The organism is Xanthomonas sp. WHRI 7945 (genome assembly GCF_035026585.1).
On sequence record NZ_JAYIQP010000008.1, the window covers coordinates 80,040 to 105,026 of the forward strand.

The 24,987-nt window shown below is 70.7% G+C and carries 28 protein-coding genes; 22 read left to right on the top strand and 6 right to left on the bottom strand.

Going from position 1 to position 24,987, the window contains the following annotated elements; translation table 11 throughout:
- Positions 1-120: 120 nt before the first annotated feature.
- The 5 genes from VDQ83_RS08645 to VDQ83_RS08665 all read left to right on the top strand — a co-directional run bounded on the left by VDQ83_RS08645 (position 121) and on the right by VDQ83_RS08665 (position 4,346).
- Positions 121-696: a nitroreductase family protein gene (locus VDQ83_RS08645; RefSeq protein WP_263397376.1), complete on the top strand. Its 576-nt coding sequence runs from the start codon at positions 121-123 to the stop codon at positions 694-696.
- A complete protein-coding gene (locus VDQ83_RS08650; protein WP_455434598.1) occupies positions 693-1,619 on the top strand; it encodes a 5'-3' exonuclease in 927 nt (308 codons plus the stop codon). The genes VDQ83_RS08645 and VDQ83_RS08650 overlap by 4 nt, the downstream gene beginning before the upstream one ends.
- 415 nt (positions 1,620-2,034) lie before the next feature.
- Positions 2,035-2,586 carry an NUDIX hydrolase gene (locus VDQ83_RS08655; protein ID WP_455434599.1) on the top strand — a complete coding sequence of 184 codons (552 nt, stop codon included), beginning with the start codon at positions 2,035-2,037 and terminating at the stop codon, positions 2,584-2,586.
- On the top strand, positions 2,579-3,379 hold the full coding sequence (locus VDQ83_RS08660) for an N-formylglutamate amidohydrolase (RefSeq protein WP_455434600.1): 801 nt from the start codon (positions 2,579-2,581) through the stop codon (positions 3,377-3,379). The genes VDQ83_RS08655 and VDQ83_RS08660 overlap by 8 nt, the downstream gene beginning before the upstream one ends.
- A gap of 73 nt (positions 3,380-3,452) precedes the next feature.
- Positions 3,453-4,346: a transglutaminase-like domain-containing protein gene (locus VDQ83_RS08665; protein ID WP_263397372.1), complete on the top strand. Its 894-nt coding sequence runs from the start codon at positions 3,453-3,455 to the stop codon at positions 4,344-4,346.
- Between the two features lie 58 nt (positions 4,347-4,404).
- Here VDQ83_RS08665 and pip read toward each other — a convergent pair whose 3' ends face one another.
- Positions 4,405-5,346 (bottom strand): prolyl aminopeptidase, encoded by a 942-nt coding sequence (pip, locus tag VDQ83_RS08670; RefSeq protein WP_455434601.1) that lies wholly within the window; start codon positions 5,344-5,346, stop codon positions 4,405-4,407.
- A 127-nt stretch (positions 5,347-5,473) separates the two neighbouring features.
- On the bottom strand, positions 5,474-6,307 hold the full coding sequence (gene prmC, locus VDQ83_RS08675) for a peptide chain release factor N(5)-glutamine methyltransferase (protein WP_455434602.1): 834 nt from the start codon (positions 6,305-6,307) through the stop codon (positions 5,474-5,476).
- A 215-nt stretch (positions 6,308-6,522) separates the two neighbouring features.
- On the opposite strand from prmC, the gene ahpC reads away from it, so the two are divergent.
- From ahpC to VDQ83_RS08710, 7 genes are all read left to right on the top strand, one after another.
- Positions 6,523-7,086: an alkyl hydroperoxide reductase subunit C gene (ahpC, locus tag VDQ83_RS08680; RefSeq protein ID WP_263397369.1), complete on the top strand. Its 564-nt coding sequence runs from the start codon at positions 6,523-6,525 to the stop codon at positions 7,084-7,086.
- Between the two features lie 187 nt (positions 7,087-7,273).
- Positions 7,274-8,863 (top strand): alkyl hydroperoxide reductase subunit F, encoded by a 1,590-nt coding sequence (gene ahpF / locus VDQ83_RS08685; protein ID WP_455434603.1) that lies wholly within the window; start codon positions 7,274-7,276, stop codon positions 8,861-8,863.
- A 98-nt stretch (positions 8,864-8,961) separates the two neighbouring features.
- On the top strand, positions 8,962-9,927 hold the full coding sequence (locus tag VDQ83_RS08690; RefSeq protein ID WP_455434604.1) for a LysR substrate-binding domain-containing protein: 966 nt from the start codon (positions 8,962-8,964) through the stop codon (positions 9,925-9,927).
- Positions 9,928-10,027: 100 nt separating this feature from the next.
- The gene (locus VDQ83_RS08695) at positions 10,028-10,825 is read left to right on the top strand and encodes a hypothetical protein (protein WP_455434605.1); all 798 of its coding nucleotides are present in this window, start codon (positions 10,028-10,030) and stop codon (positions 10,823-10,825) included.
- 98 nt (positions 10,826-10,923) lie between these two features.
- A complete protein-coding gene (gene rnk, locus VDQ83_RS08700; protein WP_263397365.1) occupies positions 10,924-11,364 on the top strand; it encodes a nucleoside diphosphate kinase regulator in 441 nt (146 codons plus the stop codon).
- 45 nt (positions 11,365-11,409) lie between these two features.
- Positions 11,410-12,378, top strand: a complete 969-nt coding sequence (gene tal, locus VDQ83_RS08705) for a transaldolase (RefSeq protein WP_263397364.1) — start codon at positions 11,410-11,412, stop codon at positions 12,376-12,378.
- A 305-nt stretch (positions 12,379-12,683) separates the two neighbouring features.
- Positions 12,684-13,253, top strand: a complete 570-nt coding sequence (locus VDQ83_RS08710; protein WP_455434606.1) for a type 1 glutamine amidotransferase family protein — start codon at positions 12,684-12,686, stop codon at positions 13,251-13,253.
- 48 nt (positions 13,254-13,301) lie between these two features.
- Here VDQ83_RS08710 and msrA read toward each other — a convergent pair whose 3' ends face one another.
- Both msrA and VDQ83_RS08720 read right to left on the bottom strand, forming a co-directional pair.
- Entirely contained in the window at positions 13,302-13,952 is a 651-nt protein-coding gene (gene msrA / locus VDQ83_RS08715) for a peptide-methionine (S)-S-oxide reductase MsrA (protein WP_455434607.1), read from the bottom strand.
- Positions 13,953-14,100: 148 nt separating this feature from the next.
- Complete coding sequence (locus tag VDQ83_RS08720; protein ID WP_455434608.1) at positions 14,101-14,610, bottom strand: SgcJ/EcaC family oxidoreductase; 510 nt, start codon at positions 14,608-14,610, stop codon at positions 14,101-14,103.
- Positions 14,611-14,737: 127 nt separating this feature from the next.
- On the opposite strand from VDQ83_RS08720, the gene VDQ83_RS08725 reads away from it, so the two are divergent.
- The 3 genes from VDQ83_RS08725 to VDQ83_RS08735 are packed head-to-tail and all read left to right on the top strand — an operon-like array spanning position 14,738 to position 17,801.
- The gene (locus tag VDQ83_RS08725) at positions 14,738-15,436 is read left to right on the top strand and encodes a response regulator transcription factor (RefSeq protein ID WP_455434609.1); all 699 of its coding nucleotides are present in this window, start codon (positions 14,738-14,740) and stop codon (positions 15,434-15,436) included.
- Positions 15,433-17,343: an ATP-binding protein gene (locus tag VDQ83_RS08730; protein ID WP_455434610.1), complete on the top strand. Its 1,911-nt coding sequence runs from the start codon at positions 15,433-15,435 to the stop codon at positions 17,341-17,343. The genes VDQ83_RS08725 and VDQ83_RS08730 overlap by 4 nt, the downstream gene beginning before the upstream one ends.
- Complete coding sequence (locus tag VDQ83_RS08735; protein ID WP_309921967.1) at positions 17,340-17,801, top strand: response regulator; 462 nt, start codon at positions 17,340-17,342, stop codon at positions 17,799-17,801. Before VDQ83_RS08730 ends, VDQ83_RS08735 begins: the two co-directional genes overlap by 4 nt.
- Before the next feature lie 159 nt (positions 17,802-17,960).
- On the opposite strand, the gene VDQ83_RS08740 is transcribed toward VDQ83_RS08735, so the two are convergent.
- A complete protein-coding gene (locus VDQ83_RS08740; protein WP_263397357.1) occupies positions 17,961-18,188 on the bottom strand; it encodes a putative signal transducing protein in 228 nt (75 codons plus the stop codon).
- A gap of 9 nt (positions 18,189-18,197) precedes the next feature.
- Positions 18,198-18,854, bottom strand: coding sequence for a glutathione S-transferase (locus tag VDQ83_RS08745; RefSeq protein ID WP_455434611.1), 657 nt, complete (start codon positions 18,852-18,854; stop codon positions 18,198-18,200).
- Positions 18,855-18,953: 99 nt separating this feature from the next.
- Between VDQ83_RS08745 and VDQ83_RS08750 the strand changes: the two genes are divergently transcribed.
- From VDQ83_RS08750 to rlmM, 7 genes are all read left to right on the top strand, one after another.
- Complete coding sequence (locus VDQ83_RS08750) at positions 18,954-20,708, top strand: glutamine--tRNA ligase/YqeY domain fusion protein (RefSeq protein ID WP_455434612.1); 1,755 nt, start codon at positions 18,954-18,956, stop codon at positions 20,706-20,708.
- 122 nt (positions 20,709-20,830) lie between these two features.
- On the top strand, positions 20,831-21,382 hold the full coding sequence (locus VDQ83_RS08755; RefSeq protein WP_455434675.1) for a CPBP family intramembrane glutamic endopeptidase: 552 nt from the start codon (positions 20,831-20,833) through the stop codon (positions 21,380-21,382).
- A gap of 128 nt (positions 21,383-21,510) precedes the next feature.
- Positions 21,511-22,464 carry a DMT family transporter gene (locus VDQ83_RS08760; RefSeq protein ID WP_455434613.1) on the top strand — a complete coding sequence of 318 codons (954 nt, stop codon included), beginning with the start codon at positions 21,511-21,513 and terminating at the stop codon, positions 22,462-22,464.
- A gap of 52 nt (positions 22,465-22,516) precedes the next feature.
- Entirely contained in the window at positions 22,517-22,894 is a 378-nt protein-coding gene (locus VDQ83_RS08765) for an STN domain-containing protein (RefSeq protein WP_455434614.1), read from the top strand.
- A 61-nt stretch (positions 22,895-22,955) separates the two neighbouring features.
- Entirely contained in the window at positions 22,956-23,336 is a 381-nt protein-coding gene (locus VDQ83_RS08770; RefSeq protein WP_455434615.1) for a hypothetical protein, read from the top strand.
- Complete coding sequence (locus VDQ83_RS08775) at positions 23,336-23,896, top strand: nucleoside deaminase (protein ID WP_455434616.1); 561 nt, start codon at positions 23,336-23,338, stop codon at positions 23,894-23,896. Before VDQ83_RS08770 ends, VDQ83_RS08775 begins: the two co-directional genes overlap by 1 nt.
- Positions 23,897-23,929: 33 nt before the next feature.
- Positions 23,930-24,970 (top strand): 23S rRNA (cytidine(2498)-2'-O)-methyltransferase RlmM, encoded by a 1,041-nt coding sequence (gene rlmM / locus VDQ83_RS08780; protein WP_455434676.1) that lies wholly within the window; start codon positions 23,930-23,932, stop codon positions 24,968-24,970.
- The last annotated feature ends 17 nt before the right edge of the window (positions 24,971-24,987 follow it).

A 24,987-nucleotide genomic window follows, 5' to 3' on the forward strand; every position in this document is an offset into this window, starting at 1 on the left:
TCAATTCGGAAGTTAGCGGCAGATCGAGGATGAAGCTTGACTCTCCGTGTAACCGCGGCATCCGCTGCCGCTGTTGGGCGCCCGACTATAATTCGGCGCCCGCCCCACGGAATCGAGACTATGCGCACACTTCACTCGCTGCAAGCGCTGGATGAGCGCCGCTCGGTGCCGTCCAAGCAATTGGGCGAGCCCGGACCCGACGCGGCGACCCTGCTGGCGATGCTGCGCTCGGCGGTGCGCGTGCCCGACCACGGCAAACTGGTGCCGTTCCGGTTCCTGCGCATCGCCGGCCCGGCGCGGCTGGCGCTGGGCGACTTCCTGGCCGAGCGCACGCTGCAGCGCGACCCCGACGCTCCGCCGGCCGCGGTGGAGAAGGACCGCGCGCGCTTCGCGCATGCGCCGCTGGCGGTCGCGGTGATCGTGCGCCTGCAGCGCGAGGAGAAGGTGCCGGAGATCGAGCAGTGGCTGACCGCCGGCTCGGTCTGCTTCGCGCTGCTGCAGGCGGCGCAGGCCTACGGCTTCGGCGCGCAGTGGCTGACCGCCTGGATGGCCTACGACGCCGCGGTCGCCGCGCGGCTGGGCCTGGCCGAGAACGAGCGCATCGCCGGCTTCATCCATATCGGCACCCCGCGCCTGCAGGTGCCCGAGCGCGAGCGCCCGGATCCGCAGCACCTGCTCAGCGACTGGACGCCGTGAACGCAGCGCTGCCGAGCTCGCGGCCGCTGTACCTGGTCGACGCCAGCCTGTACGTGTTCCGCGCCTGGCATTCGATCCCGGACGAGTTCCAGGACGCGCAGGGCTGGCCGACCAACGCGGTGCACGGCTTCGCCCGGTTCCTGCTCGACCTGCTCGAACGCGAGCGCCCGCAGCACATCGCGATCGCCTTCGACGAAGCGCTGGACAGCTGTTTCCGCAATCGCCTCTATCCCGCCTACAAGGCCAACCGCGCACCGGCGCCGGATGCGCTGCGGCGCCAGTTCGCGCACTGCAAGGCGCTGTGCGCGGCGCTGGGCCTGGGCGTGCTGGCGCACCACGACTACGAGGCCGACGACCTGATCGGCAGCGCGCTGCACAGCGTGCGCGGCGCCGGCTTCCACGGCGTGATCGTGTCCGCCGACAAGGACCTGTCGCAACTGCTGCTGCTCGAATTCGACGAGCAATGGGACTACGCCCGCGGCCAGCGCTGGGGCGCGGCCGGGGTCAAGGCGCGGCACGGCGTGCATGCGCACCAGATCGCCGACTACCTGGCGCTGACCGGCGATGCGATCGACAACATTCCCGGGGTCACCGGCATCGGCGCCAAGTCGGCGGCGATCCTGCTGGCGCATTTCGGCAACCTGGACACGCTGCTGCTGCGGATCGACGAGGTCGCGTTCCTGCGCCTGCGCGGCGCGGCGCAGATGGCCGTGCGCCTGCGCGAGCAGCGCGAGCACGCGCTGCTGTGGCGGCAACTGGCCACCATCGCGCTGGACGCGCCGCTGCACTCGGCCGCACCCGGCTTCGCCCGCGGCCAGGCCGACGCCGACATGCTGCACGGCCTGTGCGAAGCGCTGCGCTTCGGCCCGCTGACCCGGCGCAGATTGCTGCAGGCGGCGGGGCTGGCGACGGTCGGCGAGTAGATGGCCTGCGGGCACCGCCCGGGACGTCGCTGCGTCCGCTCGATCTACCGAATCGAACTGTGTGCGCATGAGCACCATGTAACGCTCCTCGGAGGCCTGCCGCCGCGCCGCCACCAGCGGCGATGTCCTCCCCCGATTCCGGGTTATGCCTCCACTCCCAGGCCACCGCCACATCCCGCCGCACTGCGCGCTTTCATCGCGGTGCTGCGCGAGCAGGACACTGCAGAGGCATCGCCGATGGGACCGTAGTGCCCGCTTCGCCGCGCCTGGATCTATGTCACGGTATCGCACGCCACGCCAGCACGTCGCGCGGCGTCTTGGCATCGTCGCGATGTCGATGGCCCTACACTTCAGCCATCCGGCGATCGCGATCCGCGCCGCCGATCCTCCTTCCTCCTCATTCGAGCGAACGCCCATGCCCCGCCACGATTCCCCGCCCCGCATCGTCTACGAAGGCAAGTACCAGCGCATGGTGGTGCGCGGGACCTGGGAATATTCCGAACGCGTGCATGCCGGCGGCCTGGCCGCGATCATCGTCGCGGTGACGCCGGACGACGAAGTGCTGTTCGTCGAACAGTTCCGCGTGCCGCTGCAGGCGCGCACCATCGAGATGCCGGCCGGGCTGGTCGGCGACATCGACGCCGGCGAATCGATCGAGGTGTCGGCGGTGCGCGAGCTGGAGGAAGAGACCGGCTGGACCGCCGACCACGCCGAGCTGCTGATGATCGGCCCGACCTCCTCCGGCGCCAGCAGCGAGAAGGTCGCCTTCGTCCGCGCCAGCGGCCTGCGCAAGATCGGCGACGGCGGCGGCGACGCCAGCGAGGACATCACCGTGCACGTCGTGCCGCGCGCCCGCGCTGCGGCCTGGCTGGTGCAGAAGATGGGCGAAGGCTACGAGTTGGACGCCAAGCTGTGGGCCGGGCTGTGGATGATCGAGCACCAGCTGGACGGCACACCGCGTGGCTGACCCGGCCCCGCACGCGGGCAGCGCATCGGCGCTGCTCGGCGCCGGCGATCCGCCGCCCTACCGCGTCTACCAGGCGCAAGGCCGTTCGCCCTACCTGCTGATCGCCGACCATGCCGGGCAGCAGGTGCCGCAGGCGCTGGCCGGCCTGGGCCTGCCGCAACCCGAACTGGACCGGCACATCGGCTGGGACATCGGCATCGACGGCGTCACCCGCGAGCTGGCGCAGGCGCTGGACGCGTTCGCGATCACCCAGACCTATTCGCGGCTGGTGATCGACTGCAACCGGCCGCTGGCGGCGCCAGGCTCGATCGCCGAGGCCAGCGACGGCACCGTGGTGCCGGGCAACCAGGGCCTGGACGCCGCCGCGCGCACGGCGCGCGCCAGCGCGATCTTCGCGCCCTACCACGCGCGCATCGCCGCCGAACTGGACCGACGCCGCGACGCCGGCCTGCCCACCATCCTGATCGCCATGCACAGCTTCACCCCGTCGATGGCCGGCGTGGCCCGGCCCTGGCACGCCGGCGTGCTGTACCAGCGCGATGCTCGTTTCGCGCAGGCGCTGCTGGCGCAGCTGCGCGCCGAGCCGGGACTGGTGGTCGGCGACAACCAGCCGTACTCGGTCAGCGACGCCACCGACTACGCGATCCCGGTGCACGCCGAGGCGCGCGGCCTGGCCCACGTGGAACTGGAGATCCGCCAGGACCTGATCGCCGACCCCGCCGGACAGCGGCAATGGGCGCAGCGCTTGCTCAGCATGCTGAATCGGTTGCAAGCTGCCTTCACACCGGGCTGAGCGCGCGCTGCGCACTCTCGGTGCACTCGCCGTCCGCCTGGACGCCCCCCAGCTGCACGCACCGGACGCCCCCATGCTCATCCGCCTCGGCTACGAGATCCGCTACCGCTTCCTGCAGCCGACCCCGGTGCTGGCCATGCTCGACATCCACGACAGCCGCCGCACCGACATCGTCGTGGCCACCGCGCTGCAGACCGAACCGGCGATCCCGCTGCGCGGCTATCGCGACCAGTTCGGCAACAGCTGCACGCGCATGCTGGCCCCGGCCGGCGTGCTGACCCTGCGCGCCGATGCGGTGGTGCGCGACAGCGGCCTGCCCGACCAGTACCGCTACGACGCGCCGCAGACGCCGGTGGAGCAGTTGCCCGACGACACCCTGATGTACCTGCTCGGCAGCCGCTACTGCGAGACCGACCTGCTCAGCGGCATGGCCTGGGACCTGTTCGGCAGCGCGCCGACCGGCTGGGCGCGGGTGCAGGCGATCTGCGACTACGTGCATGCGCAGATCGAATTCGGCTACGAGCACGCGCGGCCGACCAAGAGCGCCGCGCAGGCGTTGCAGGAAGGCCGCGGCGTGTGCCGCGACTTCGCCCATTCGGCGATCGCGCTGTGCCGCTGCATGAACATCCCGGCGCGCTATTGCACCGGTTACCTGGGCGACATCGGCGTGCCCGCCTCGACCGCGCCGATGGATTTCTCCGGCTGGTTCGAGGCGTTCCTGGACGGGCAGTGGTACACCTTCGACGCGCGCCACAACCTGCCGCGCATCGGCCGGGTGCTGATCGCGCGTGGCCGCGACGCCGCCGACGTGGCGATCAGCAACACCTTCGGCTACAACACGCTGGAATCGTTCGTGGTGTGGACCGACGAGACCGACCAGGCGCGGCTGGACCCGCGCCCCGCCGCCCCGGCCAGCGCCGCCGGCACCGGCGCCGCCGCGCTGCGTACCGAAGGGCTCTATCTCTAGCCGCCTTCGCTCCCGCTGAAAGCCGCGTGCCGGCGTTGCGACGGCACGCGGCGCGGCGTCAGGCGAAGCCGTCGGTGGCGCGCACCAGGGCGTCGATGTTCTCCGCCTCGAACGCCGAATGGCCGGCGCTCGGGGTGATTTCCAGGGTCGCCTTCGGCCAGGCCTTGTGCAGCTCCCAGGCGCTCTGCACCGGGCAGACCACGTCGTAGCGCCCCTGCACGATCACCCCGGGGATGTCGGCGATCCTGCCGGCGTCGCGCAGCAACTGGTCTTCCACTTCGAAGAAGCCGCCGTTGACGAAGTAGTGGTTCTCGATGCGCGCGAACGCCAGCGCGAACTGCGCGTCCTCGTGGCCGCTGACGAAATCCGCATCCACGTGCAGGAAGCTGGTGGCGCCTTCCCACACGCTCCAGGCGCGGGCGGCGGCCAAGCGCGTGGCCTCGTCATCGCTGGTGAGGCGGCGGTGGAACGCGGAGATCAGGTCGGCGCGCTCCACCGGCGGGATCGCCGCGATGTAGTGTTCCCATGCATCCGGGAACAGCCGGCTGGCGCCTTCCTGGTAGAACCACTCCAGCTCCCAGCGGCGCAGCATGAAGATGCCGCGCAGCACCAGCTCGGTGACACGCTGCGGATGGGTCTGCGCGTAGGCCAGCGCCAGGGTCGAGCCCCAACTGCCGCCGAACACCTGCCAGCGCTCGATGCCGAGCGTCTCGCGCAGCTTCTCGATGTCGGCCACCAGGTCCCAGGTGGTGTTGTCCACCAGGTCCGCATGCGGCGTGGAGCGGCCGGAACCGCGCTGGTCGAACAGCACGATGCGGTACTTGGCCGGATCGTGGAAGCGCCGCATCTTGGCGTTGTAGCCGCCGCCCGGCCCGCCGTGCAGCAGCACCACCGGCTTGCCCTGCGGGTTGCCGCACTGCTCGTAGTGCAGCGTATGCCGCGCGTCCACCGGCAGCGTGCCGCTGTCGAACGGTTCGATCTCGGGGTATAGCGTGCGCATGGCGGCTCCTGCGGAAAAACGCGATTTTAGCGGGGAAGCCGCAGCCCTGCCGCGTTCGCCGTCGCATCGCATCCGCCGGCCGAGCACCAGCGAGGCGTCCGCCAGGCGCGGCCGCTTGCGATCCGCTTCAGCCAGCCGGCCGACGCCCCAGGCTGACCCGGTCGCGCGCTTCCAGGTCCTGGTGGGTCGCCACCGCATCGAAACCGGCGCCGGTCAGCAGCGCGCGTACCGCTTCGCCCTGGTCCCAGCCGTGTTCCAGCAGCAGCCAGCCGCCGGGCAGCAGGTGCGCGGGCGCGGCGGCGACGATCTGGCGGATGTCGTCCAAGCCATCGGCGCCGGAGGCCAGGGCGCTGGCCGGTTCGTAGCGCAGGTCGCCCTGGGCCAGGTGCGGGTCGCCGGCGGCGATGTAGGGCGGGTTGCTGGCGATCAGGTCGAAGCGCTGCCCGGCCAGCGGCGCCAGCCAGGCGCCGTGGGCGAACGCGACGTTGTCCAGGCGATGCGCGCGTGCATTGGCCTGCGCCACCGCCAGCGCCGCTTCGCTCAGGTCGGTGGCCAGCACCTGCGCCTGCGGCCGCTCGCTGGCCAGCGCCAGCGCGATCGCGCCGCTGCCGGTACCCAGGTCGGCGATGCGCCGGCCCGGCGCCGCGTCCACCCGCTCCAGCGCCAGTTCCACCAGCCGCTCGGTGTCCGCGCGCGGGATCAGCGTGGCCGGGCCGACCGCCAGGTCCAGGGTCCAGAAGCCGCGCCGGCCGGTCAGGTAGGCCACCGGCTCGCCCTGCGCGCGCCGCTCCAGCAGTTCGCCGAAGCCTTGCACGCCGCTGGCCGGCAGCGGGTCGCGGGCGTGCGCGAACAGCCAGGCGCGGTCGCGCTGCAGGGCGTGGATCAACAGGGCTTCGGCGTCGGCGCGCTCGATCTGCGTGCACGCCGCGCGCAGCAGGGACTCGGGGGTGGAGGCGTTCATCGACGTCACGATGCCGCAGCGGTCCGGAAAAGCCAACGTGGTAGAACTTCAGGACTGCGTGCGTCCCCCGCAGCGCAGCAAAGAGCCAGGCTTGAATAGCGATAGACCAAACCTATCTATTCAATTCCATCAATCGATTTGAGATATCTATCGCCCGCTCCTATGATGAGCCTCGTTCTAACCACCCGCCCCCTTCGCAACCACGAGGAAACTCCATGTCCCTGATCAACACCCCGGTCCAGCCGTTCAAGGCCAACGCTTACAAGAACGGCGAATTCATCGAAGTCACCGACGCGGACCTGAAGGGCAAGTGGTCGGTGCTGATCTTCATGCCGGCCGCCTTCACCTTCAACTGCCCCACCGAAGTGGAAGACGCCGCCGACAACTACGCCGAGTTCCAGAAGATCGGCGCCGAGGTCTACATCGTCACCACCGACACCCATTTCTCGCACAAGGTGTGGCACGAGACCTCGCCGGCCGTGGGCAAGGCGCAGTTCGCGCTGGTCGGCGATCCGACCCACCAGCTGACCCGCGCGTTCGGCGTGCACATCGAGGAAGAAGGCCTGGCCCTGCGCGGCACCTTCGTGATCAACCCGGAAGGCGTGATCAAGACCCTCGAGATCCACGACAACGCGATCGCCCGCGACGTCACCGAGACCCTGCGCAAGCTCAAGGCCGCGCAGTTCGTCGCCGCGCATCCGGGCGAAGTGTGCCCGGCCAAGTGGAAGGAAGGCGAAAAGACCCTGAAGCCGTCGCTGGACCTGGTCGGCAAGATCTAAAGCCGCCACGCTCCCATCTCCGCCGTCCCGGCGGGGGTGGGGGTGAACCGCAGCCGGCATTGCGCTCGGCTCGCCAGCCGCCGGCAGCGCCGGCTGCGGTTCACCCCTCCTCCCAATTCTTCACGGCGGTCTGCCCTCTGCGGCAGCAACGCCTTCCCCACGCTTTGCCCATCGTCAGGAGTCCGCCATGTTGGATGCCGATCTGAAAACCCAGTTGAAGGCTTACCTGGAGCGGGTCGTTCGGCCCATCCACATCACCGCGTCGGTCGACGACGGCCCCAAGTCGCGCGAGATGCTCGATCTGCTCGAAGACCTGGTCCTGCTGTCGGACAAGATCAGCCTGGACGTGCACCGCGACAGCGGCGAGCGCACCCCGTCGTTCGCGCTGGGCAGCCCCGGCCACGACATCCACCTGCGCTTCGCCGGACTGCCGCTGGGCCACGAGTTCACCTCGCTGGTGCTGGCGCTGCTGCAGGTCGGCGGGCACCCGTCCAAGGCCACCGCCGAGGTCATCGAGCAGGTGCGCAACCTGCCCGGCGAGTACGTGTTCGAAACCTATTTCTCGCTGTCCTGCCAGAACTGCCCGGACGTGGTGCAGGCACTGAACCTGGCCGCGGTGCTGAACCCGAACATCAAGCACGTGGCGATCGACGGCGCGCTGTTCCAGGACGAGGTCGAGGCGCGGCAGATCATGTCGGTACCCACCGTCTACCTCAACGGCGAAGTGTTCGACCAGGGCCGCATGAGCCTGGAGCAGATCGTGGCCAAGCTCGACACCGGCGCGGCCAAGCGCGACGCGGCTGCCATCGCGGCCAAGGCGCCGTTCGACGTGCTGGTGATCGGCGGCGGCCCGGCCGGCGCGGCGGCGGCGATCTATGCCGCGCGCAAGGGCATCCGCACCGGCGTGGCGGCCGAGCGCTTCGGCGGCCAGGTGCTGGACACCATGGCGATCGAGAACTTCATCTCGGTGCAGGAGACAGAAGGCCCGAAGATGGCCGCGGCGCTGGAGCAGCACGTGCGCCAGTACGAGGTGGACATCATGAACCTGCAGCGCGCCGAGCAGTTGATCCCGGCCGGCGCCGACGGCCTGGTCGAGATCAAGCTGGCCAACGGCGCGTCGCTGAAGAGCCGCACGGTGATCCTGTCCACCGGCGCGCGCTGGCGGCAGATGAACGTGCCCGGCGAGGACCAGTACCGCAACAAGGGCGTGGCCTATTGCCCGCACTGCGACGGCCCGCTGTTCAAGGGCAAGCGCGTGGCGGTGATCGGCGGCGGCAACTCCGGCGTGGAAGCGGCGATCGACCTGGCCGGCATCGTCAGCCACGTCACCCTGGTCGAGTTCGACGGCAAGCTGCGCGCCGACGAGGTCCTGCAGCGCAAGCTGCGCAGCCTGGGCAACGTGGACATCATCGTCAACGCGCAGAGCACCGAGGTCACCGGCGACGGGCAGAAGGTCACCGGGCTGGTCTACAAGGACCGCGTCGGCGGCGACATCCACCGGATCGCGCTGGAAGGCATCTTCGTGCAGATCGGCCTGCTGCCCAACACCGAGTGGCTGCAGGGCACGGTGGCGCTGTCGCCGCGCGGCGAGATCGTCGTCGACGACCGCGGCCAGACCTCGCTGCCCGGCGTGTTCGCCGCCGGCGACGCCACCACGGTGCCGTACAAGCAGATCGTCATCGCCATGGGCGAAGGCTCCAAGGCGGCGCTGAGCGCGTTCGACCACCTGATCCGCAGCAGTGCGCCGGTCAGCAACTCGGTCGCCGAAGCGGCCTGATCCGATCGCCTCCGCGCCGCGACCCGGCGCGGGGGCCTATGCTGTTCCGGGGCGGACAGTCCCGCGCCGCGCCGACCGCACCGCCAAGGAACCTGCCGATGAACCTGCGTGATCTGAAGTACCTGGTGGCGCTGGCCGATCACAAGCATTTCGGGCGCGCCGCGGCGGCGTGCTTCGTCAGCCAGCCGACGTTGTCCACGCAGATCAAGAAGCTCGAGGACGAACTGGGCGTGCCCCTGGTCGAGCGCGCGCCGCGCAAGGTCATGCTGACCCCGGCCGGGCGCGAGGCCGCCAGCCGCGCGCGCGGCATCGTCGCCGAGGTCGAGCAGATGAAGGAAGCGGCGCGGCGCAGCCAGGATCCGGAAGCGGGTACGGTGCGCCTGGGCATCTTCCCGACGCTGGGCCCGTACCTGCTGCCGCACGTGATCCCGAGCATCCGCGAGCGCTTCCCGCAGCTGGAACTGCTGCTGATCGAGGAAAAGAGCGACGTCCTGCTGAGCCGCCTGCGCGAAGGCCGGCTCGACGCGGCGCTGCTGGCGCTGCCGCTGCACGACGACCAGCTGCACAGCGAGTTCCTGTTCGAGGAACCGTTCGTCCTGGCGGTGCCGGAAAACCATCCGCTGGCCAAGCGCGACTCGTTGAGCCTGAGCGAGCTGCACCAGCAGCGGCTGCTGCTGCTCGAGGACGGGCATTGCCTGCGCGAACAGGCGCTGGACGTGTGCCACCTGTCCGGCGCGCTGGAAAAGGCCGAATTCCAGGCCACCAGCCTGGAGACGCTGCGGCAGATGGTCGCCGCCAACGTCGGCGTCACCCTGCTGCCACTGCTGGCGGTGCAGCCGCCGGTGGCCAGCTCCTCCAATATCCATCTGCTGCGCTTCGACGACGCCGCCGGCCCGAGCCGGCGCATCGCGATGCTGTGGCGCCGCAGCTCGGCGATGAGCGATTTCCTGCAGCAGTTGGCGCAACTGTTCAAGGCCTTGCCCGAGGCGCTGCTGTCGGCCAAGGCCGTACCCGCGGCGATCGCCGCGGTCGCCACCGCACCGCCGCCGGTCGCGGCGGCCTGAGCGATCCAGCGGCACGGGCGCGACGTGCCTGGGCGGCGCTAACGCCCGGTTGCTGCCGGGAGTGAGACAATCCCGCCCTATTACTTGGGAAAGGATTGCGATGACCTCCATCGGAACCGTGCTCGGCCGCCATCGCAACAATGCGACGCTGTCGATCCTGGTCATGCTGTTCGGCCTGGCGTTGCTGGCCTGCGGCGTGCTGCTGTTCGTGGTGCGCGACAAGGTCGCGCCGGAAGCGGCGCAGACGCTGCAATGGATCATGCTCGGCCTGGCATTGGTCGGCGTACTGACGATCCTGCTGGGTTGGGCGATCCGCCGCGGCGGCTGGGAACAGGGCGAACTGGGCGTGCGCCGATTCCCAGAGCGCAGCGACGGCACCTACCTCTACCGCGACATCGTCGAGACCTGCCAGTTCTATCGCGCCGGCCTCTCGGTCAACCTCGGCTGGCGCCGCGAAGGCCAGGAACAGTGGCAAGCCGCCAACGGCAACATCGGCGGCTACCACAAGTTCCTCGACCGCTTCATGCACGGCTATCTGCAGGCGCGCGTGCCGGTGCTGATGGCCCAGCTCGATGCCGGGCAGAGCGTGAGCTTCCGCATGGTCACCACGGCCGGTGCGATCGCCCGCGAATTTGCGGTCAACATGAAGGGCTTCACCCGCGGCCCGCTCGACACCGTGCAACTGAGCCGCGAGCGCATCGCCTTCGCCGGCAACGAGATCCGCATCGACGACATCGCCGGCATGGACGTGTCGGCATGGACCTCGCGCCTGCAGTTCCAACTGCGTGGCGGCAGCAAGGTCAGCGTCAGCTACACCGCCCTGTTTGACGGCCCGCTGTTGCTGGCGGTGCTGGAGCAGCTGCTGCTGCCGTCGCAGCACACCCCTACCGCTGTCTGAGCGCGGCCACCGGCCAGGCGGCCAGTGCCACGCGACAGCCAGCGCCATCCGGGCGGCGCCTCGCAGCGCCGCCTTTTTCGTGACCCAAGGAGTCTGTCATGTCCTCGCAACCGCAAAGCGGCCTGCCCCCCTCGTTGATCGTTTCCAGCCACGACCTGGCCCGTCTTGAGGCCTTGCTCGAATCCCCGGCCCTGAGCCAGCAACCGGCCGCGCTCGCGCTGGCCGCCGAACTCGGCCGCGCCACCGTGATGGCGCCCGAACAGATTCCCGCCGGCATCGTCACCATGCACTCGCGCGTGGAATGCGAGGACGAACTGCATGGCGAACGCCACCAGCTGACCCTGGTCTATCCGCACGAGGCCGACGCCGCGCAAGGCCGCGTCTCGGTGCTGGCGCCGGTCGGCAGCGCCCTGCTCGGCCTGGCGGTGGGCCAGTCGATCGACTGGCAGGGCCCGGGCGGCCGCGCGCTGCGCCTGCGCGTGACCGCGCTGCACTACCAGCCCGAAGCCGCGGGCGACTTCACGCACGCGGCGGGTTAACGTGCGCGGGCTTATCCTCCATTTCATCCGTTACGAGAACTGCCGATGACGTCTTCCGCTCCCTCCAAGCTGGCCCAGCTGCGCGAGTTGTCCGTGGTCGTGGCCGATACCGGCGACTACGATGCGATCAAGCGGCTCAAGCCGGTGGATTGCACCACCAACCCGACCCTGGTGAAGAAAGCCCTGGATCTGCCGGTCTACGCCGACCTGATCGACGAGGCCCTGGCCTGGGCCCACAGCCAGGACGGCGACCACGCCGCGCTGGTCGACGAGATCGCCGACCGCCTGACCATCGGCGTGGGCAGCAAGCTCAGCGCGCTGGTGCCCGGGCGCGTGTCCACCGAGGTGGACGCCGACCTGGCCCACGACACCGCCGCGACCATCGCCAAGGCGCACAAGTTCGTGGCCATGTACGCCGAGCGCGGCGTGTCCAAGGACAAGATCCTGATCAAGGTCGCCGCGACCTGGGAAGGCATCGAGGCCGCGCGCCAGCTGCAGAAGGACGGCATCGACTGCAACCTGACGCTGATCTTCAACCGCACCCAGGCGCTGGCCTGCGCCGAGGCCGGCGTGTTCCTGATTTCCCCGTTCGTCGGCCGCATCCTGGACTGGTACGTGGCCAACGGGCAGACCCCGGCGAACATCGACGAAGACCCGGGCGTGCAGTTCGTGCGCGGCGTCTATGCCGAGTTCAAGCGCCGCGGTTCGCAGACGGTGGTGATGGGCGCCTCGTTCCGTTCCACCGCGCAGATCGAAGCGCTGGCCGGCTGCGACCGCCTGACCATCTCCCCGGAGTTGCTGGAAAAGCTCGACGCCGACCATGGCGAGCTGCCGCGCAAGCTCTCGCCCGAGCAGGCCGATGGCGCGGCGATCACGGCGATCGACGCACAGCAGTTCGCCGCCGACCTGGCCGCCGATCCGATGGCGACCGAGAAGCTGGCCAGTGGCATCGACACCTTCGCCAAGGACCTGCAGGCGCTGCGCGACACGATCCGGAAGAAGCTGGTCGGCTGACCGGCAGTTCCGCAACGATGCGACCTCAGAGCGGCGGCGACGCCGCTCTTTTTTTGCCCGGCCGTCTGAAACCAGGAATAGGGAATGGGCAAGGCGGATAGTCGCTTCGCCGCCGCCGTTGCGGTTCCCCGATCAGATCCGGCGCCATCGCCGCAAGAAACGACTGCGCGCCGGACGCAGCTTCCACACGACGACGAACGCCGCGGACGCGACCACGCATCGCCGACGGTATTCACGGCTCGGCGTTGGCGCCGTCGCAACTTTTGGCCGGCTATGCTGCCGGCTCGACAACAGAGGGGGCGGCAATGGCAACGATCGCGGTGGTGATGGTCGACGGCGTGGCGGACTGGGAAATCGGCACCATCCTGCCAGCGGCGCGAGCGTGGTTCGGCGACGAGATCCAGGTCGCCAGCATCGACGGCAAGCCGGTCGCCTCGATCGGCGGACTGAGCCTGCATCCGGACTACGCGCTGTCGGACCTGGCGCCGCTGGACGCGGACCTGTGGCTGCTGCCGGGCAGCGATCGCTGGCAGGCCGGCGAGATTCCCGGACTCAGCGCACTGCTGCAACAACGCCTCGACGCCGGCCGCGCAGTCGCGGCGATCTGCGGCGCGACCCTGGCCGCGGCCTATGCCGGACTGCTGGACACGCGGCCGCACACCAGCAATTCCGAAGCGTTCCTGCGCGAGCACGTCGGCGTCTACGCCGGTACCGCGCACTATCTGGACCAGAAGGTGGTGAGCGCGGGCGGGCTGATCACCGCGCCGGGCACCAGCCCGGTCGGCTTCGCGGTGGAATGCCTGCGCGTGCTGCATCCCGAACGCGAGGAACAGATCGCGCAGATGCGGCAGATGTTCGCCGCCGAATTCCTGTGACCGCGCGCGCCGGCCGCAACCGGCGCGCGCAGCATTGGCCGCGCCGGCTCAGGCCTCCAGGCCGAGCGGGCAGCTGACCCCGGTGCCGCCCAAGCCGCAGTAGCCGCCCGGGTTCTTGGCCAGGTACTGCTGGTGCTCGTCCTCGGCGTAGTAGAACGGCGGCGCCGGGTACAGGATCTCGGTGGTGATCTCGCCATAGCCGGCCGCGCGCAGGCGCAGCTGGTAGGCGTCGCGGCTGGCGATCGCCGCGTCGTGCTGCGCCTGCGTGCTGCAGTAGATCGCCGAGCGGTACTGGGTGCCGGTGTCGTTGCCCTGGCGCATGCCCTGGGTCGGGTCGTGGCTTTCCCAGAAGGTCTGCAGCAACTGTTCGAAGGTCACCGCGTGCGGGTCGTACACCACCAGCACCGCTTCTGTGTGGCCGGTCTGGCCGGAGCACACTTCCCGGTAGGTGGCGTTGGGCGTCTGCCCGCCGGCATAGCCGACCGCCGTGCTGAACACGCCGGGCAGCGCCCAGAACTTGCGCTCGGCGCCCCAGAAGCAGCCCAGGCCGAACTGCGCCTGCTCCATGCCGGCGAAGGCGTCGCGCAGCGGATGGCCATTGACGAAATGGCGGTTGTGCAGCGGCAGCGGCTCATTGCGGCCGGGCAGGCTTTCGCCCGGGCGCGGCAGGCGCTGCTTGAAGGCACCGATTCCCAACATGGCGCGGACTCCTGGCATCGAAAGGGATGCCTTGTGGATGGCGCTGCCGGGGCCGGCTTTCAAGGTGCGCGGCGCGGTGTGCCCGCGGCGGCGGCACGCGCTGCCTCGGCGGGCCGGGCCAAACCGCGCGCATGCGCCGCAGCGGCCGTCAGTGCGCCGCGGTCTTGCTGCCGCCCGCTTCGGGCATCGCCGAGCTGTGGTGGTTGATGATCAGCCACTGGCCGTCACGCTTCTCGTACACGAAGGTGTAGCGCGCCTGCACCTTGCGGGTGCTGCCGTCGGGATTGGTCAGGGTGAAGGTGTAGACGCCGGCGTCGACGGCACTGTCGTCGTCCAGCAGCCGCACCTGGCGGTAGTTGATGACGCCGCGCGGCTTAGCCGCCAGGAAATGGCTGAAGTAGTCCTCGATCTCGGCGCGGCTGGCGCGGACCTGGTTGGACACGGTCGGCAGCAGCACGCCGTCGCGCGCATACAGGTCGGCGACGCGTTCGGCGTTGCCGGTGGCCAGCGCCGCGTTCCAGCGGTCGAACAGGCCGGCGATCTCGCGCTCCTCGCCCGCCGCCGGCGGCGACGGCTGGCCGCTGTAGCTCATCGCCGGGGCCGCCAGCGCGGTGGTGGTGGTCAGGCTCAGTGCCAGGGTGAACAGGATGCGACGCATGGTGGATCTCCGCTGTGGGTGATGGGTGTGCCGTGTCAGGGCGAGGCCAGTATTGGCAGCGCCGGCTTGCGGAAAATCCGCCGGGCGGCATATCCTCGAATATGCCGTTCGGCATAGTGGAGAGCCCATGCAAAGCCCCCTCAACGCAGGCGATTGGCGCCAGGCACTGCAACGCGACGCGGCCGACAGCGCGCGCTGGCAGGCGGTGGCCGAAGCGGCCGGCGCGGTCGCCGCGGCGCTCGATGCGGGGCAGGCCGGCATCGCCGCGCTGCGCGTGGCGCGGCAGCTGGTGGATGCGCCGCACGCGGCGGTGCTGGCGCTGCGCGGTGCCCGCAGCCTGGTGCTGGCCAGCCATGGCGACGCCTTGCCGCCCGGCGCGAGCGTGGCCATCGGCGGCGCGACGCTGCCCTGGCGATTGGCCGCGCGCGCCGGCGAGGCGAGCGAACTGTGCGTGCCGATCGCGGCGCTGGGCACGCCGCTGGGCATGCTGTGCCTGGGCTGGAACGCGCGTACCGCACCGGCCGCGGGCGACGTGCAGGCGATCGCCGCCATCGCCGCGCTGCTGGCGCCGGCGGTGGCCGAACCGGCGCGCGCGCCGCGGCGCCGGAAGCCCGCGCAACCGGACCGGCTCGGCGCGCTCAGCGCGCGCGAACGGCAGGTGCTGGCGCTGCTGCCGCGCGGCCTGACCAACGCCGGTCTGGGCGCGGAACTGGGCATCTCCGCCGGTACCGCCAAAGTCCACGTGGAGCGCATCCTGCAGAAACTGCAGGTCGCCGATCGCACCCAGGCCGCGGTGTACGCGGTGCAGGCCGGGGTGGCGCTGTGAGGGCGCTGGCGCTGCGCTGGAACGATTGGCCGCTGACCCGCAAGAGCCTGGCGGTGGTCACCCTGCCGCTGTTGCTGATGGTGGCGGCGCTGGTGGCGATCTACAGCGTGGAACGGCAGAACATCGCCGCCGAGAACGACGTGCGCCAGACCCTGGAAGTGCTCAGCGACCTGTACGAGGCGCACGCGCTGCTGGCCGAGACCGCCGCCGGCGTGCGCGGCTACCGGCTGGTGCGGCAGGACGCGTTCCTGACCCCGTACCGCGATGCCGAGCCGCGCCTGCAGACGGTGGTGCAGCGCCTGGCGCAGCGCATCACCGATCCGCTGCAGGCGCAGCGCTTCGCCCGCATCCGGCCGCTGTTCGCGGAGAAGATGCAAGGCTGGCGGCGGCTGCTGGCGCCGGACCTGAGCCGCGAGGAGGAGATCCGCCAGCTCAGCGAGGGCAAGGTCAAGCTCGACATCCTGCGCGCCGAGTTGCGCGAACTGCGCAACTACGAGACCGCGCAGCTGCAGGTCCGCACCGCCAAGGCGCAGGCGCTGCGCCAGCGCAACCTGATGATCACGCTGTGCGCAGCGATGCTGGGCGGGCTCGGCGCGGTGTTCGCCGTGGCCTGGTTCGCCTCGTCGCTGTCGCGGCGGCTGCGGGTGCTGTCGGCCAACGCCGACCGCCTGGGCGAAGGCCTGCCGCTGGCGCCGCAGCTGCGCACCGGCGACGAACTGGGCCAGGTCGCGCAGCGCCTGGACGAGGCCAGCACCCTGCTCGCCGCGCGCGCCGCCGAGGCGCAGTCGGCGCGGCGCGAGGCCGAGACCGCCAACCGCGCCAAGACCGAGTTCCTGTCGCGCAGCAGCCACGAGTTGCGCACCCCGCTCAACGCCATCCTCGGCTATGCGCAGGTGCTGGAGATGGACCTGCCCGACCCGGCGCAGCGCGGCCAGCTGCAGCACATCCTGGGCGCGGGGCGGCACCTGCTCGGGCTGATCACCGAGCTGCTGGACATCGCCCGCATCGAGGCCGACCAGCTCGACCTGAGCCCGCGGCCGGTGCCGGTGCGCGCGGCGGTCGAGGAGGCGCTGGGGCTGGTCGCGCCCGATGCCAAGGCGCATGGCATCGTCCTGCTGCCGCTGCAGATCCCGCCGGCGTGGACCGTGCGCGCCGACGCGCAGCGCCTGCGCCAGGTGCTGATCAACCTGCTGTCCAACGCGATCAAGTTCAACCGCCCCGGCGGCGAGGTGCGGGTGACCGCCGAAGCGCAGGGCGAGTTCCTGGGCGTGGCGGTGCACGACCAGGGCCATGGCCTGTCGGCCGAGCAGGTGCAGCGCCTGTTCACCCCGTTCGAGCGGCTCGGCGCGGAACGCTCGGCGATCGAAGGCACCGGCCTGGGCCTGGCGCTGAGCAAGCGCCTGACCGAGGCGATGGGCGGACGCATCGTGGTGGAGAGCAGCCCCGAAGGCTCGCGGTTCTGGGTCGCGCTGCCGCTGGACCGCCCGGCCGAGGCGCCGGCGCCGCTGGCGGCCATCGCCGCGACGCAGGCCGGCGTTGGCGAGCGCAGCGTGCTGAGCATCGAGGACAACCCGTCCAACCAGGCGCTGATCCGCACCCTGGTCGAGCGCCGCCCGCACTGGCGCCTGCACGAGGCGGCGACGCTGGCGCAGGCGCGCGCGCAGTTGCAACAGGCCCGCCCCGACCTGATCCTGCTCGACCTGCACCTGAGCGACGGCAACGGCGAGGAGCTGCTGCGGCAACTGCGCGAGCAGCCGCACACCGCGGCGATCCCGGTGGTGGTGGTCAGCGCCGACGCGACCGAAGCCACACTGGCGCGGGTACAGGGCGAGAACGTGCGCGCCTACCTGACCAAGCCGCTGGACGTGGCCGAATTCTTCATCATCCTCGACCGGCAACTCGCATGACCCGCAACGATGTCCTGGCCTCGCGCATCCTGATCGTCGACGACGAACCGGCCAACGTCCGCCTGCTCGAGGACCTGCTGCAGCGCGAAGGCTTCCAGCAGGTGGTGGCGACCACCGACCCGCAGCGCGTGCTCGGCCTGGTCTCGGCGTTCGCGCCGGACCTGATCCTGCTCGACCTGATGATGCCGGAGCTGGACGGCTACGCGATCCTGGAGCAGTTGGCGCGGCTGGCCGGGCCGTCCAGCTTCCTGCCGGTGATCGTGCTCACCGCCGACCCCAGCCGCAGCGCGCGCCACCGCGCGCTCGGCCTGGGCGCCAAGGATTTCCTGACCAAGCCGCTGGACACCTTCGAAGTGGCGCTGCGGGTCTGGAACGTGGCCGAGACCACGGTGCTGTTCAAGCGCCTGCGCGCGCTGGCCGCGCCAGAAGCGGCGCCGCCGGGTTGGAGAGGCGTCTGATTCGGGACTCGGGACTCGGGACTCGGAAAAGGCTGACCTGCGACCTCGCTCATGGCAAGGCTAGCGCCATCCACCCTCTCTTTCCGCAGACCGTCGCTGCCTCGCACTCGCCGTTCGTTACGAGTCCCGAGTCCCCAGTCCCGACTCCCGGCCCCACCGCTACATCGCCCGCGTCACCTGCCCGCCCAGACCGAGCGTCATCAGCACGGCCTGCGCCTTCTCCAGCAGTTCGTCGGCCACGCATACCTGCACCACGCCGAACGGCAGTTCGCCAGCGCCGCCGAGCAGCGCCTCGCCGAATACGAACGCGGTGATGCCGGCATCCTCCAGCGCATGCTTGGCCAGGTGCGCATCGATCAGGTGCTGGGCGCGATAGGCGATCTGCATGGGCCGCCCTCAGCCGCGCGCCGCGGCGTCGGCCAGCGCGACTTCGGCGGCCGCGCCGACGCGCCATTCGCGCAGCGCCGGCAAGGCCTCCAGCGCGGCCAGGTACTCCGCGGCCTGCGCCGGCACCTCCACGCCGTAGCCGGCGAAGCGCACCGCCACCGGCGCGAACATCGCATCGACGATGCCGAACGCGCCGCACAGGAACGGGCCGCCGGCGCCATGCGCGCTGCGCAGCGTGTCCCACAGCTGCACGATGCGCTCGATGTCCTCCTGCGCCTCGGCGTCCCAGCGGCAACCGTCGGGCCGGCGGCAGGCCTGCATCGGCAGCTGCCGGCGCAGCGCCAGGAAGCCGGAGTGCATCTCGCACGCCGCCGCGCGCGCCTGCGCCCGCACCGCCAGGTCGGCCGGCCAGCCGCGGCCGCCCAGCCAGCGCTCGTTGGCGTATTCGCAGATCGCCAGCGAATCCCAGATCTGCAGTTCGCCGTCCCACAGCGCCGGCACCCGCCCGGTCGGCGAATAGGTGCCGATGCGCTCGGCGAACTCGGGCGTATCCAGCGGCAGCGGCACTTCCTCGAACGGCACCGCGAAGTGCCGCAGCAGCAGCCATGGCCGCAACGACCACGAGGACAGGTTCTTGTCGCCGATGACCAGACGGGGAAGCGGCATGACGGGATCTCGCGCATGGAAGGACCCGCAGCGTACGCGGCGGGGCGGCCAGCGGCCAGCTCGGCTAAACTGGCTGTCTACTTATTTGCTGAAGCGCGCATGTCCGACACCCCCGCCACCGACGCCACCGCCCCGGCCGAGAAGAAAGACTTCATCCGCCAGATCGTCCGCGAGGACCTGGCCAGCGGCAAGCACGCGGCCATCCGTACCCGCTTCCCGCCCGAGCCCAACGGCTACCTGCACATCGGCCACGCCAAGGCGATCTGCCTGGACTTCGGCCTCGCCGCCGAGTTCGCCGGGCGCTGCAACCTGCGCTTCGACGACACCAACCCGGCCAAGGAAGACCCCGAGTTCGTCGCCGCGATCCAGGACGACGTGCGCTGGCTCGGCTTCGACTGGGCCGAACTGCGCCACGCCTCGGACTATTTCGAGGTGTACTACCTGGCCGCCGAGAAGCTGATCGCCGACGGCCACGCCTTCGTCTGCGACCTGAGCGCCGAGCAGGTGCGCGAATACCGCGGCACGCTGACCGAGCCGGGCCGCAATTCGCCGTACCGCGAGCGCAGCGTCGAAGAGAACCTGGACCTGTTCCGGCGCATGCGCGCCGGCGAGTTCCCGGACGGCGCGCGCACCCTGCGCGCCAAGATCGACATGGCCAGCGGCAACATCAACCTGCGCGACCCGGCGCTGTACCGGATCAAGCACGTCGAGCACCAGAACACCGGCAACGCCTGGCCGATCTACCCGATGTACGACTTCGCGCACTCGCTGGGCGACGCGATCGAGGGCATCACCCATTCGCTGTGCACGCTGGAATTCGAGGACCACCGCCCGCTGTACGACTGGTGCGTGGACAAGGTCGACCTGGCCGCGCACCCGCAGCTGCTGCAGCCACTGCTGGACAGGGGCCTGCCGCGCGAAGCGGCCAAGCCGCGGCAGATCGAGTTCTCGCGCCTGAACATCAACTACACGGTGATGAGCAAGCGCAAGCTGACCCAGCTGGTGGCCGAACAGCTGGTCGACGGCTGGGACGACCCGCGCATGTACACGCTGCAGGGCCTGCGCCGCCGCGGCTATACGCCGGCGGCGCTGCGCCTGCTGGTGGACCGGGTCGGCATCAGCAAGCAGAACTCGGTGATCGACTTCTCGGTGCTGGAAGGCTGCCTGCGCGAAGACCTGGACGCGGCCGCGCCGCGGCGCATGGCGGTGATCGACCCGCTCAAGCTGGTGCTGAGCAACCTGCCCGACGGCCACAGCGAAACACTGACCTTCTCCAACCATCCCAAGGACGAGTCCCTGGGCCAGCGCGACGTGCCGTTCTCGCGCGAACTGTGGATCGAGCGCGAGGATTTCGCCGAAGTGCCGCCCAAGGGCTGGAAGCGGCTGGTGCCGGGCGGCGAAGTGCGCCTGCGCGGCGCCGGCATCGCCCGCGTCGACGAGGTGATCAAGAACGACGCCGGCGAGATCGTCGAGCTGCGCGGCTGGCTGGATCCGGAATCGCGTCCGGGCATGGAAGGCGCCAACCGCAAGGTCAAGGGCACCATCCACTGGGTCAGCGCGGCGCACGCGGTGGAGGCGGAAATCCGCCTGTACGACCGCCTGTTCTCGGTGGAGAAGCCCGACGACGAATCGGAAGGCAAGACCTACCGCGACTACCTCAACCCGCAGTCCAAGCGCAGCGTGCGCGGCTACGTCGAGCCGGCCGCCGCGCAGGCCGCGCCGGAGCAGGCGTTCCAGTTCGAGCGCAGCGGCTACTTCGTCGCCGACCGCTACGACCACAGCGCCGCCGCGCCGGTGTTCAACCGCAGCGTGACCCTGCGCGACACCTGGACCGGCGGCCAAAGCGCGGGGTGAGCGCAACCGCGCCACAGACGGCGGCACCGCTCTCGGTGCTGCGCCATCCGCTCGTGCGCCTGGTTCTGATCGCCGCGGTCCTGGCCCTGGCGCATTACCGCTGGCTGCCGTTTCCATGGCGGATGCCCGCGGTCGGCCTGCTCGGCCTGGGCCTGGTCTGGCTGGAGACGCGCTCGCTGCAGGCATGCGGTCTGCAGCGGCGCGCGCCGCGGGCGTGGCTGGGCTGGACGCTGCTGCTGTTCGCGCTGGTGGTGGGCGTAGTCGATCCGTGGCTGCAACCGCTGATCGACCGGCTCACCGGCACCGCGGCCGACTACAGCGGCTATGGCGCGCTGCACGGCAACCTGCCGGCGGCGGCGAAGCTGATCGCGTTGGCCTGGCTCAGCGCGGCCATCGGCGAGGAACTGGTGTTCCGCGGCTTCCTGATGCATCAGCTGAGCGCGCTGATCCGCGGGTTCCGCGGCGCGCGCACGGTCGCCGCGCTGCTCGGCGGCGTCGCGTTCGGGTGGATGCACGCCAGCCAGGGCATGTCCGGCATGCTCCTGACCGGCGTGGTCGGCAGCCTGTTCGGCTACGCCTACCTGCGCTCGGGCCGGCATCTGTGGGCGATGATGCTGGCGCACGGGCTGATCGACAGCTGGGGCGTGGCCACCCTCTACCTGGGCTGGTATTGAGCGGCGAGCGGGCACCGCACCGGCGGCAGGATTGCAGCGAACGCCTCGCAGTATCGCGGCGATGAACCGCCCCCAGCGGGCGGAACCGGCGCGTGCTGCGCTGAACACCAATCGGAACGGGACAGGGCATGCGCGAGCGTTTGTGGGCGGGAGTGGGCAGCGGCATCGCCGCGGGCGCGTTGTGGGGACTGGTGTTCCTGGCGCCGCAGCTGCTCGCCGGGTTCTCGCCGCTGCAGCTGTCGGTGTCGCGCTACCTGGCCTACGGCGCGGTGGCCGTGCTGGTGCTCGCGCCGCGCTGGCGCGCCGCCACAGGCGCGCTCGGCGCCGCGGAATGGTGGGCGCTGCTGCGGCTGAGCCTGCTCGGCAACATCATCTACTACGTGCTGCTGGGCTGCGCGGTGCAGTGGGCCGGCGGCGCGGCCACTGCGTTGATCATCGGCCTGCTGCCGGCGGTGGTCACGGTGCTCGGTTCGCGCGCGGCGGGAGCGATGCGGCTGCGCCGGCTGGCGGCGCCGTGCGCGCTGTGCGTGCTCGGGGTGGCGCTGGTGGCGGCGCAGACGCTGGGCGACACCCACACCGCGCAGACCAGCATCGGCACGCGTGCGGCCGGACTGGCCTGCGCGGTGGGCGCGCTGGCGTGCTGGGCGGCGTACTCGGTCAAGAATGCGCGCTGGCTTTCGCGCCGCCCCGACATCTCCGGGCGCGACTGGTCGCTGCTCACCGGCGTGGTCACCAGCGCATTGGCACTGGCCCTGGCGATCCCCGCGTTCGCGTTCGACCGCGGACACGCGACGGCGGACTGGGTGCGGTTCTGGGGCGTGGCGATCGTGCTGGGCGTGTTCGCCTCGGTCATCGGCAACGCCTGCTGGAATCGCGCCAGCCGGCTGCTGCCGCTGACCCTGGTCGGGCAGATGATCGTGTTCGAAACCGTGTTCGCGCTGCTCTACGGTTTCCTGTGGGAAGCGCGCTGGCCTACGCCGCTGGAAGCCTTGGCGATCGCCTGCCTGCTGGCCGGCGTGCTGTGGTGCGCCTGGCTGCACGCGCCGCCGCAGGTGCGCAAGGCCGATGCAACACTGGGTTAAGGCGCGCCGCCTAGACTTGCGGAGCTCGCTTCCCAGCACCAGGATGTTCCGCATGTCCGTCGCCTTCCGCGCTTCCTGCAGCGGCCTCGCCCTGATCGTCCTGCTCGCCGGCTGCGACATGGCGCCGCCTTCGGCCCCCTCGCATCCCGCCGCTGCCGCGCCTGCGCCGGCAGCGACGCCCGGCAAGTGCGACGCAATGCCCGACCACGGCTACGACCTGCCCGCCGCGCGCTTCGACGAAACCGCGCAGCAACTGGCCCACGCCACCGGCTGCGGCATCGTCTACGACGATCCATCGCTGTCGCCGCTGCAGGTCAATGCGGTGAAGGGCCGGATCAGCATCCGCCGGGCGATCCACCAGGCGATCGACGGCAGCGCGCTCCAGGTCACCCAGGAAAGCGCCGATACGATTGCGGTCGGCCGCCGCTGAGTTGCCGGCGCCACGGCCATGCGCGCTACCATGACCGCGGTCTCTCGCACGGAAGGTCGCCATGTCCAGTCGTCTCGCGCTGTTGCTGTGCTGCCTGTGCCTGTTCGCCGGCACCCTCGTGTTCAGCGGATGCGCCCGCAGCGAAGGCGCCAAGTCCGCCGCGCCCGGCCTGCCGGTGAAGGTCGACACCACGTGCCGCAGCGACGCCGACTGCACGGTCAAGAACGTCGGCAACTGCTGCGGCGCGATGCCGGCCTGCGTCAACCGCGACAGCCCGACCGATCCGCAGGGCGTGATGGCGCAGTGCCAGGCCAGCGGCCGCATGAGCGTGTGCGGCTCGCGCGCGATCGCCGGCTGCCAGTGCGTGGCCGGGCAATGCAGCGCCCAGGGCGCGCAAGCCGATACACTGCGCGCCCCCCAGCCTGCCGAACCCGTCCGCTGATGCTCTACGCGCAAGTCCACCTCACCCTGCCCGCCTGGATCCACGACGCGGTCGATCCGCAGGCTGTCTATCCCGGCGATGCCGACAAGGTGGCGCTGGCGGTGGAACTGTCGCGATTGAACGTGGACGCCGGCAGCGGCGGTCCGTTCGGCGCCGCCGTGTTCGGCCCGGACCATCGCATCATCTCGGTCGGGGTGAACCGGGTGGTGCCGCAGAACACCTCGCTGGCGCATGCCGAGAACATGGCCTACATGCTCGCCCAGCAGCGCCTGCAGACGCCGCGCCTGAACGCGGCGCTGGCGCCGGTGACCCTGGCGACCTCGGCGCAGCCGTGCTGCCAGTGCTATGGCGCGACCATCTGGGCCGGCATCGACCGGCTGCTGATCGGCGCCAGCGCCGAAGACGTGATGGCATTGACCCCGTTCGACGAAGGCCCGCTGCCGGCGGACTGGATCGGCGAACTCGAACGCCGCGGCATCGACGTGGTGCGCGGCCTGCATCGCGATGCCGCCTGCGCCGTGCTGCGCCGCTATGGCGAACTCGACAGCCCCCGCTACTGACGCCGCCCGGCGAAGGCTTCATCCATGTCCTCCCTGAACGGCCTGCTGTGCTACTGCCGGCAAGGCTTCGAGCCCGAACTGGCGGCCGAACTCAACGACCGCGCCGCGCGTGCCGACCTGCCGGCCTACGCGCGCACCGAACGCAACAGCGGTTACGCCCTGCTGGTCTGCGAGACGGCCCTGCCGCCGCGCGCGCTGCCGTGGCGCGGGCTGATCTTCGCGCGGCAGAAACTGCGCCTGCTGGCCGAACTGCGCGAGCTGGATCCCAGCGACCGGATCGCGCCGATGCTGCAGGCGCTGGCCGGACAGGGCCGCTTCGGCGACCTGTGGGTCGAGCATCCGGATTCGGACGAAGGCAAGCAGCTGTCGGGCCTGGCGCGCAGCTTCGGCAACGCCTTGCGCCCGGCGCTGCGCAAGGCCGGCCTGCTCAGCGACAAGCCGCAGCCGAAACTGCCGCGCCTGCACGTGTGCTTCCTCGCCGGCACCCACGCCTTGCTGGCCATCGCCGACAGCGACGACAGCGCGCCGTGGCCGCTGGGCATCCCGCGGCTGAAACTGCTGTCGGAGGCGCCGTCGCGCTCGGCGCTGAAGCTGGAAGAAGCGCTGCTGGCGCTGCTGGCGCCGGAAGAGCGCGAGGCGCTGCTCAAGCCGGGCATGCGCGCGGCCGACCTGGGCGCCGCACCCGGCGGCTGGACCTGGGTGCTGACCCGCCAGCACCTGCACGTGACCAGCGTCGACAACGGCCCGCTGCGCCAGCACGTGCTCGACAGCGGCCTGGTCGATCACCTGCGCGCCGACGGTTTCCACTGGAAGCCGCCGCAGGCGCTGGACTGGATGGTCTGCGACATGGTCGAGCAGCCGCGCCGCGTCGCCGAGCGCATGGGCACCTGGTTCCGCGAAGGCTGGTGCCGGCACGCGATCTTCAACCTCAAGCTGCCGATGAAGAAGCGCTGGGACGAGACCCAGCTGTGCCTGGACCTGTTCGCCGAGCGCGCCGATCGGCCGCTGCAGATCCGCGCCAAGCAGCTGTACCACGACCGCGAAGAGATCACCGTGCTGGCGATGTCGCTCTGAGGCACTGCGCAGGTCGC